Annotated in this window: 1 protein-coding gene and 1 pseudogene; both read right to left on the bottom strand. The window is 45.4% G+C overall.

Annotated features, from left to right (window positions below; translation table 11 throughout):
* Positions 1–257: pseudogene (locus A3766_RS02985) on the bottom strand (hypothetical protein); the annotation flags it as partial.
* Positions 258–370: 113 nt separating this feature from the next.
* Positions 371–929, bottom strand: a 559-nt coding sequence (locus A3766_RS02980) for a DUF3365 domain-containing protein (RefSeq protein WP_197479244.1), incomplete at its 5' end; no start/stop codon positions are given.

Below are 929 nucleotides of genomic sequence, written 5' to 3'. Positions count from 1 at the left end.
AGCATCATATGAACATGCTTACCTATCGAAGCAAAGCCACCATATAAGGCAATCATGCCATGACCGCTCACCAATAAAACAGCAACTGCTATCCATACCCAAAAAAAGAAACGCTTAAAGGTATCTTGCCACAAACTTAGACGTAGCGGAGGTTCCAATAAGCTTGCTGCAACAGGACGAAGACATAGATAGGCGAAAAACATTCCGCCAACCCAAATTGTTGCAGCCAATATGTGGAGCGTAAGCGCGATGGCCATTGTGAAAACTCCTTTTAAATCGTCACCAGAAATCTACATACAAAGATAAGGGGGCTATTCTGTCACTTATTCACTCACAAATCGATTAGGCCAGAACGAAATATCTTCCGTATTTACTTCGCGGTGTGCAACAAACTAAAGGCCCCACGAATCTGTCCTTCCTGATAACCTACCGCCCTATCGTGCGGGTACTGTTCCGAGAGTGCCTTTTGAATATCTGTTGTTAGACTCTCTCCATGACACGACAAGCACATACCTTGAGTTGGAATAGCCTTCATCATACGAAAGGTACTCCCTTCTTTTTTCACCGCTGCTAACTGTGTAGCAGGCTTTCCGGCTTTGAGTTGCTGTTCAAAGTCAGCAAGTACTTTCGCCTCCCAGGCATCTGGCTTGTTATCAGGGTTACGTGTTTTAAGGCTGGTGCGGGAAACTGTCCATTTTCCTTGGCTATGTTTGCTGGCGATTTTTTCTGCATCCACAGAACAAGCCTCAATACCCTTGGTAAAGCCACCTTCTTTTACCGCTGCTTGCAGGCTTGATTTCAACTCTCCTGCAAATTGTTGAATCACTTGCTTACCTTCGCTTGCTAGGTCTGAAGCGGTTTCAGCACTGCTAGCACCAGCCCAGCCTAGTACAGGCAGCAACAAAGCAACAGATAATCTTTGACAAGAT

The organism is Oleiphilus sp. HI0132 (assembly GCF_001635845.1).
Note: the sequence above shows the minus strand (reverse complement) of the source record. Positions and strands in the feature narration are given on the sequence as shown.